Annotated in this window: 6 protein-coding genes; all 6 read left to right on the top strand. The window is 36.7% G+C overall.

What is annotated here, in order from left to right:
• The first annotated feature begins 213 nt into the window (after nt 1-213).
• The 6 genes from SGJ10_05120 to SGJ10_05095 all read left to right on the top strand — a co-directional run bounded on the left by SGJ10_05120 (nt 214) and on the right by SGJ10_05095 (nt 7,219).
• Nucleotides 214-651: a cupin domain-containing protein gene (locus SGJ10_05120; protein MDZ4757505.1), complete on the top strand. Its 438-nt coding sequence runs from the start codon at nt 214-216 to the stop codon at nt 649-651.
• A gap of 11 nt (nt 652-662) precedes the next feature.
• The gene (locus SGJ10_05115; protein ID MDZ4757504.1) at nt 663-1,787 is read left to right on the top strand and encodes a hypothetical protein; all 1,125 of its coding nucleotides are present in this window, start codon (nt 663-665) and stop codon (nt 1,785-1,787) included.
• A gap of 10 nt (nt 1,788-1,797) precedes the next feature.
• Nucleotides 1,798-3,231, top strand: a complete 1,434-nt coding sequence (locus SGJ10_05110; GenBank protein ID MDZ4757503.1) for a hypothetical protein — start codon at nt 1,798-1,800, stop codon at nt 3,229-3,231.
• A 113-nt stretch (nt 3,232-3,344) separates the two neighbouring features.
• A complete protein-coding gene (locus SGJ10_05105; GenBank protein MDZ4757502.1) occupies nt 3,345-4,472 on the top strand; it encodes a hypothetical protein in 1,128 nt (375 codons plus the stop codon).
• A 230-nt stretch (nt 4,473-4,702) separates the two neighbouring features.
• Nucleotides 4,703-6,127 (top strand): T9SS type A sorting domain-containing protein, encoded by a 1,425-nt coding sequence (locus SGJ10_05100; protein MDZ4757501.1) that lies wholly within the window; start codon nt 4,703-4,705, stop codon nt 6,125-6,127.
• A 198-nt stretch (nt 6,128-6,325) separates the two neighbouring features.
• Nucleotides 6,326-7,219 (top strand): PHB depolymerase family esterase, encoded by an 894-nt coding sequence (locus tag SGJ10_05095; GenBank protein MDZ4757500.1) that lies wholly within the window; start codon nt 6,326-6,328, stop codon nt 7,217-7,219.
• The last annotated feature ends 159 nt before the right edge of the window (nt 7,220-7,378 follow it).

Here is a 7,378-nt window from a genome sequence, read left to right as displayed (position 1 = left end):
TTTGTGTATTTTTGCACAAAGATCAGGCAGCAAAGTGGCAGGTACAAGATGGGGTTGGTGGTAGGCTTACGTAGCAAATACAGGAATGTAAAGGTGGTTCTGAAAATGAAACTACGATAATATAAAGCGAACAATCGCTTCCCGGAAATTGCTCCTAAGCGTCGCACATTCGGGAAGCGTAACGTTGGCTGCAACAAAATAAATAAAAATGAAATGAATAAACCAGTTTTAATTAAGAACTCTCAAGGTAGAAAAATGAATGTCTTAGGAGATAATCAAACAATTAAAATGACATCCGTTGACACAAACGGACAGTTCACGTTAATAGAACAGTTTGACGAGCCTGGAGTTGGAATCCCAAAACACATCCACTTTAATGAAGATGAACTTTTCAGAGTTCTTGAGGGAAAGTTGAAGGTTACAATTGGAGATGAAACCAAATTTGTGACAGCCGGAGATACTATATATTGCCCAAGAGGCATTCCGCACGCTTGGGAAGTCGTTGGAACTGAAAAAGCGAAAACAATATTGATGATATTTCCCGCTGGGTTAGAAGTTATGTTTGAAGAACTATCTCGATTAAGCAAAGGCATGAGCGAGATTGAAAAGGTAATCGAAATCACTTCCAAATACAATATTCATTTTGTATAAACCCCAAACGCATGAACTCAAGAAAAAAAATAAGTCTATCCCAGAAAATTTGGTTATCCTTTTGGACAATTTTTGCTGGACTTGGTGTTTTATGGGGCTGGTTGGATGATTTCCATATAGAGTACATCACAAAAGCAAATGATTTTTTAAGTAATATGCCATTGTGGCTAAGCATAGTTTTAGGATTTATAATATTGTTGGCTTTGTCCATAGTTATTTTTTATGCTTATCAGTCGAACAAAGCACCTACTCATGTAAAGTATATGCTTTTAGTCGCTCTTGTATCATCTATATTGCTAATACCTCAATTAATAAGAGAAAAAAAGGATAAAAGATTTTATATTGTTTATGATGATGAGACACCTCAATTTCATCCTGAATTACTTCCGAATACTGAAACCCAAAATCTGAATGAAATTGGAAAATTATTGTCGATTGGGCAAATTGATGAAAATATAATTCTTATATCAGCGGTAGACAGACCTGAATATAAATGGAAAAAAGCGTTGCCTTCAGGCATTAAACTATCAATGCCAATTTTTTCAGTTCAAGAAGTTGTTGATTCTAATAAAACCGATATAGTTGACATATCGCTACTAAGTTTTTCAAACGAATTAGCGAGTTTGTTACTGGAAAAAGTTGACAATTCTGTTGAAATTCGTGTTTTTTATGATGAAGGTTATGAAATTGCTGCAAATCGTTTGATAGATAAAATAAAAACTATCAACAGTCAATCCAAAATAATCAAGATTGGTTTTGACGCTAAAAATCACAAGTCATTACTTTCTAAAGATATTGCATTTGTGCTACTGGGTAGTTATAGTAGCGTAAAAGCACTTATTTCTACTATTACAGAAAAAGATTATAAAATGTTGTTTTTGCCCAATTGGACTAAGCCTAACCTTAAACAAATAGCACCAATTACCCTTGAAAAACCTACTGAAACTAATCGTTATTGTGTCACTTCTTCAACTTTTGAAAAAATAATCTCAAAAGATACACAAACTTGGCTTTCAATTACAAAAATCATTAGCGAAGAAAGTGCAACGGAGTCTAAAAATTTAATTGAAAATATTAAGCACCGAATACGAAGCAACTTCGCTACTGATAATCCAATCATTTCTGTAACTTTCTAAACTAATTAATATGAATATCGAAATCATTTCGGTTTGGATTGCAATAATCACTTCATTACTTATTGGCTTGTGGGCAACAATCAAAACCTACAAAGAGGCTCAAGGCATAAGCGAGTACTTTACAGCCGTTGGTTTTCTTGATAAAAAGAGAATCTTTTTTTCCGTGTTTGCGACAACTTTTAGCGCATTTACGGTGGTTGGGTTGCCTGCAATGTTTTATGCTCATGGAATTGGCGCATTCTGGTTCATGTGGATTGGAATTATTCTTACTCCATTTACGATGCATTTCATTGGAAGAAAGTTAATACGGCTTTCAAAAGAAAATAGAGATAAATTTGCTTCACCTGTTGGCTTATTAACATCAGGATATAACTCAAAGGCACTAACCATAGTACTGTCATTAACTACAATAGTGGTATTGTTTCCATATTTAATTTTACAAATTGCTGGGGTCGGCAAGTTCTTAGTAAGTATTTCAAATGGTTCTATTAGTTACATATTAGGCACTTTACTTTGTTGTGTCATTGTAGGTGCTTATATATATTCAGGAGGAGCAAAAGCAGATGCTGAAACGGATTTAATTCAGGGTATTTTGCTTGTAATAGGAACATCTGTAGTTGGTTTATTAATTATTTATTTGATGTTCGATTCTGATTTCACTACCCAAGTTGCATCATTAAATGAAAAGAAGTTGCTCTCCATACCCGGACCAAAAGGGTATTTTACCATACCGCTGTTAATTTCCTATGGAATAATATTTACACTTATTTCAATTTCAACACCACAAGTCTCTCAAAAATTAATGGGAATTGAAAATGAGAAGGATTTGAAACCTCTATTTATATGGTATCCAATAGTTGGAACCATAGTACTCATGTTTGCGGGATTAATGGGCTTGTACGCTGCGGCAAATCTAAAAGTTTCTACCCCTGATTTCGTATCAGGAGATGTACTTAGAAGCCTATTCACCACCTTGAGTGAAAGTAGTTTTCGATATGTTTTTCTGTTTATTTCCGTTCTTTTCATCAGTGGAGTTATATCAGCGGCTGTTTCAACAATTGACTCCTTGCTCCTTGCTATCACTGGAATAATACGAGATTCAGCCATGCTTGATTACACAAGAGAGAATAAAAGAATTTTTAGGATTTTCACAAGCATTATTTTGATTTTGGGTATTGTTCTATCTTCTAAACCTCCACTTTTTATAGTTAATCTTGCTCAAGTCCAACTTGCGGGGTTAACATCTTTATTACCTTGCTTATTAGGTCCGTTATTTGGTGTAAATAATAGAGTAGCAGGTTGGCTCGCACTTGTTTTGGGTTTATTCCCAATCATTGCAAATAAATTTTTTGGGGTTGGTTTTTGGGGTGTAGAAATAGGAGTAGTAGGGTTGATAATGGGGCTTATTGGGCTATTCATTGGAAAAATCTTTGAAAAATCATAACATAAGCAGCCAACAAAGGATATACGCCCATGCCGCCGAAAGCCCACGCTCAAAGCCAACGCACGGCGGCACAGCGCACATCCAAACGTTGTCAGAAACTAAAATATTAAAAAATGAAACCAACTCAATTTTTTTCGCTCTTACTCTTGTCCTATGCCTTCGTTGGCTGTGCGCCTTCGACGAAAATTTCAAAAAAAACTATCAGTCACAACTACTACAACATAATATTTTCTCCTGAGCAAATTTTAAAATCTAGTCTGGGAAAAGTAGATGTCATCATTACACCGATTGATGCAGCGAGTATCAATCGAGAAACTTTTGAGGCAGCCAGCCGTGACGGAAATTATGAAAAGGAACTTGCCACAGCCATTGAAAAAGAAAAAAGTAAGTTAGACGGTCTATCAAAATCAGAAAGAGCTTATGTAAAGGGCAAAATCAATGGAATTGATGCTGTAAGCAAGCTTGAAAAAGAAAATCTTATTCCCTCTTACACCGCATATCTACTCATGTTAAGGATTTTGTACGGCAAGGAATATGGCAATAATGGGAGAGAGGTAGCCAGTCTTTCAGATGTCGAACTATTTGCTGATAATTATAATCCGTACAAAATTAATCAAAAGTACCTCAGCGTTTTTAAAGTTACGTTTGAAAACAAAGGAAATGAAATTGAAAAAATAAGATTAAAAGAATTACAAGTCGTTGGCGGAGAAGAATTACTTTATCCGCTAGGGATTGAATATTTTGAGAATAACCTGAAAGACGAACCTGAAAAAATTAAAAATGCTTACAGAATGAATATGCCTGAAGAACTAGTGCTTACTCCATCTCAAAGAATTACCAAGTTCATAGCAATACCTGCAATTAACCCTAAGAACGAAAATCTACAGGTTCAAATAATTAAAGGCAAAGAAATAATCAATTTTGATTTTAAAGTTAAGGAGAAAGAAGCAAGCAAAAACTATTTAGTGGAAAGTTATGAGATTTTCACGACTGGCCTCGGAGATCCTTTAAGTCAATATTTTTACTGTGCTCTCAATTATGAAAAGGGTGTATCACTTGCTTTGTCAGATGCCCGAATATTTGTTAGTGAAGAAAAGAAAACGGTCCCTGTGTCTGTATACGTTGTGGCTATAGATATGAAAACTTCAAAAGCAAGAACGGCAAGAAAGGTAAAATTTCGATTTGGTGAGCAAAAGAAAAACAAAGTCATCGTCCCGTTCGAAAGTTCGAACAAGGAATAGATACAATGAAAAACACCCCAAATAAATAAATGTAAATCTGACAACACTGCATGGTCTCACATGGCCGACTAAGCGCGGCCACGTAGCCCATGCTCCCGTTGGGCGATACCATAGACAAAATAAAATGGACCCGTCTGACGGGGAGAACTCTAAAAGGCTCCGCCAAAAGTGAGTAATGCGCAACCCAAAAGCGATATTTTGGAATTCAATAATCTTAAAACGTTCATCTTATGCAGACCAAAATTTACAAAATATTCCCTTTTGTTTTGCTTCTATCAATTCTATCAAATGCGGACGTACAGGCTCAGTGGGTCGAACTCCCAAGTACGATTACTGCCTCTTTTGGTAATTGCAGCGTTGCCCACCAAGGAAAAATATATTTTACAGGCGGCCCTCAGACACAATTTGTGACCAACACAACTTACAATACCAAATTAGAGATATTGGATTTGGCGACAAATTCTGTAAGCATGGCTAATGGTGGCCTTTCTGTTGGCCGAATGGCCATTTCCGCTATTGCTCATGAGGGTAAATTATATTTTGCTGGAGGGTACAAATATGTAAATACCGCTGCCTTTATCCAAGTATTTAATGTAGTAGATGTTTATGATATTTTGTCAGGCACTTGGAGCACCAAAAATCTTAGCGTTGCAAGAGGAGAAGTTTCTGCTGCCGTTGTAGATGGAAAAATAATGTTTGCTGGCGGCGTAACGGTGTCAAATAACCAGCGTGTCGTATTATCCGTTATTGATGTGTACGACCCGGCAAATAATACTTGGACATCAGATAATTTGTCTCAGGCCAGATCAGATTGTAAGGCAGGAGTTATTGATAAGAAGGTCTGGTTCTGTAGTGGTACAACAAATTGGGATGCATATATCCATACAACTAAGGTTGATGTCTATGATTCTAACACGGGACTATGGACTACAGACGAGGTTTCCCTTGGCAGAGAAGGTGGTAGAGTTGCTACAGTAGGAAAGTATTTGCTATTAGCGGGTGGCTTTAACCAATCTAGCGGCACCATCGGGAAAACGGATCGGGTAGATATTTTGAATACCGAAACTAATATTTGGACGCAAGCAACACTTTCATCTCCTAGAACGGGCTTGACCTCTGCTACGCTTGGCAATAAGGTATATTTTATTGGCGGTGGGAACTACAATATTTCAACTAATTTTCTGAATACTTCAACAAATATAGTGGACATATTCAATGCAGACAACGGCACGTGGACTGCTGGCACACTTAACAAAAACAGAACTCAACACGCTTGCGCTGCTTGGGGGAATAAAATTGCTGTTGGAGGTGGTTGGTGGGCTGAACAATCGCAAACAACGGGGAGTGTAGAAGTATTTACCGACCCGACTATTTTGGCAGCAGATGAAGCAAATACTGTTGATTGGGCGTTTGAAGTTTTCCCAAACCCCGCAGAAAATTACCTGAATATTAAGTACTCAAACGACCTGCTTGCCGAAAAAGCAGAAAGCATAACCATTTTTGATGTGAATGGAAAGTTGATACATTTTTACCCGAAAGACGAAATATTAAAATCCAACCTTGATATAAACGGCATTATACCCGGTGTTTATTTTCTAATGATACGCGCCGATATAGGTTTTTCTATTAGTCGCCGATTTGTAGTGATGAGGTGATGAATCATACAAACGCCCAAGTCGAAACAGCAGAACTATATTTGGGTAGGTGCTAAGAGCTGATTGATTAGGCTGAAATGCAGTTTTCAGGTAAGGCGAATAAATTAGCAAAGAAGTTTTCACGATAAAATAAATTCACCTCTAGTTCCAACTTAAAAACATTCTTTTTTTATAAATCAATAACTTAAGATTTAAAACATGAATAAGATTTTACTTTTTACTTTTTTGACATTGTGGGCTCCAACCTATTTGAAGGCTCAACAAAACTATTCAGATTCAATCGTAAGCGGTGGATTTACCCGAACCTTTCGCATGTATATTCCAAAATCGTACGATAGTGGAAAACCGCTCCCTTTAGTTTTTAATTTCCATGGCAATACTCAAACTGCACTTTCTTTTGAAGAAAAAATAAAATATCGGGAGATCGCCGATACAGCTGGCTTTATATTAATAACTCCAGATGGGTTAATAGACCCACGTTCTCCAAAGTCTGGGCAAGGTTGGAATGTATTTTCGTGTTGTGCAACGCAAAACGATGTGCTTTTTGTCTCGGACTTAATTGACTATTCCATCAAAAAGTTGAATATTGATACTACTCGAATTTATGCATCCGGTTTTAGCATTGGCGGGTTCTTTGTATATGATTTAGCTTGTAACCTGAGCAATAGAATAGCTGCATTTGCTTCGGTTAGCGGGAGTATGGAACTACAGCGGATAAAAACTTATAAACCATCAATATCGGTACCAATAGTTGAGTTTCATGGCACAAAAGATCGCCTTGTTGCTTATGACGGAGGAGAAAGCGAAGGCATTGTATTTGCGGCTATTGATACATTGCTAAATTTTTGGATAAGGGTAAACCAATGCGCTTCTGAATCCATAACTATCAATTTGGATGATAAGAATCAAACCGATGGGAGTACAGTTCAACATATCATATTCCAAAATTGTAAAGGAAACAGTACTGTGGAGTTATATAAAATTATAGACGGCGGTCACAGATGGCCCGGCATTGAAGCACCAAATTCAAATAAAGATATTCTTGCAGAGCAAGAGATTTGGAGTTTTTTTCGCAAGCATAAACTAAAATAAACGCCCAACTACAGCTTCCTTGCCCATGCTTCCTAAACGTCAGCACAGGCAAGGAAGCAAACGTTATGTCCAATAATACCAAATAATACACCAAGCATCATTCATTTTTTAACTAAAAGTTTTTCAACTATGAAAGATTGTAAGTTTTCAACCGCTTGG

Source organism: Bacteroidota bacterium (assembly GCA_034439655.1).
GTDB lineage: Bacteria > Bacteroidota > Bacteroidia > UKL13-3 > UKL13-3 > CANJUD01.
The sequence above is the reverse complement of the archived record's forward strand: the minus strand, read 5'-3'. Positions and strand labels throughout refer to the sequence as shown.

What these genes read in the sequence shown, in the direction of transcription:
- SGJ10_05120 (MDZ4757505.1), top strand. Translation starts at nt 214, where the DNA reads ATGAATAAACCAGTTTTAATTAAGAACTCTCAAGGTAGAAAAATGAAT.
- SGJ10_05115 (MDZ4757504.1), top strand. Translation starts at nt 663, where the DNA reads ATGAACTCAAGAAAAAAAATAAGTCTATCCCAGAAAATTTGGTTATCC.
- SGJ10_05110 (MDZ4757503.1), top strand. Translation starts at nt 1,798, where the DNA reads ATGAATATCGAAATCATTTCGGTTTGGATTGCAATAATCACTTCATTA.
- SGJ10_05105 (MDZ4757502.1), top strand. Translation starts at nt 3,345, where the DNA reads ATGAAACCAACTCAATTTTTTTCGCTCTTACTCTTGTCCTATGCCTTC.
- SGJ10_05100 (MDZ4757501.1), top strand. Translation starts at nt 4,703, where the DNA reads ATGCAGACCAAAATTTACAAAATATTCCCTTTTGTTTTGCTTCTATCA.
- SGJ10_05095 (MDZ4757500.1), top strand. Translation starts at nt 6,326, where the DNA reads ATGAATAAGATTTTACTTTTTACTTTTTTGACATTGTGGGCTCCAACC.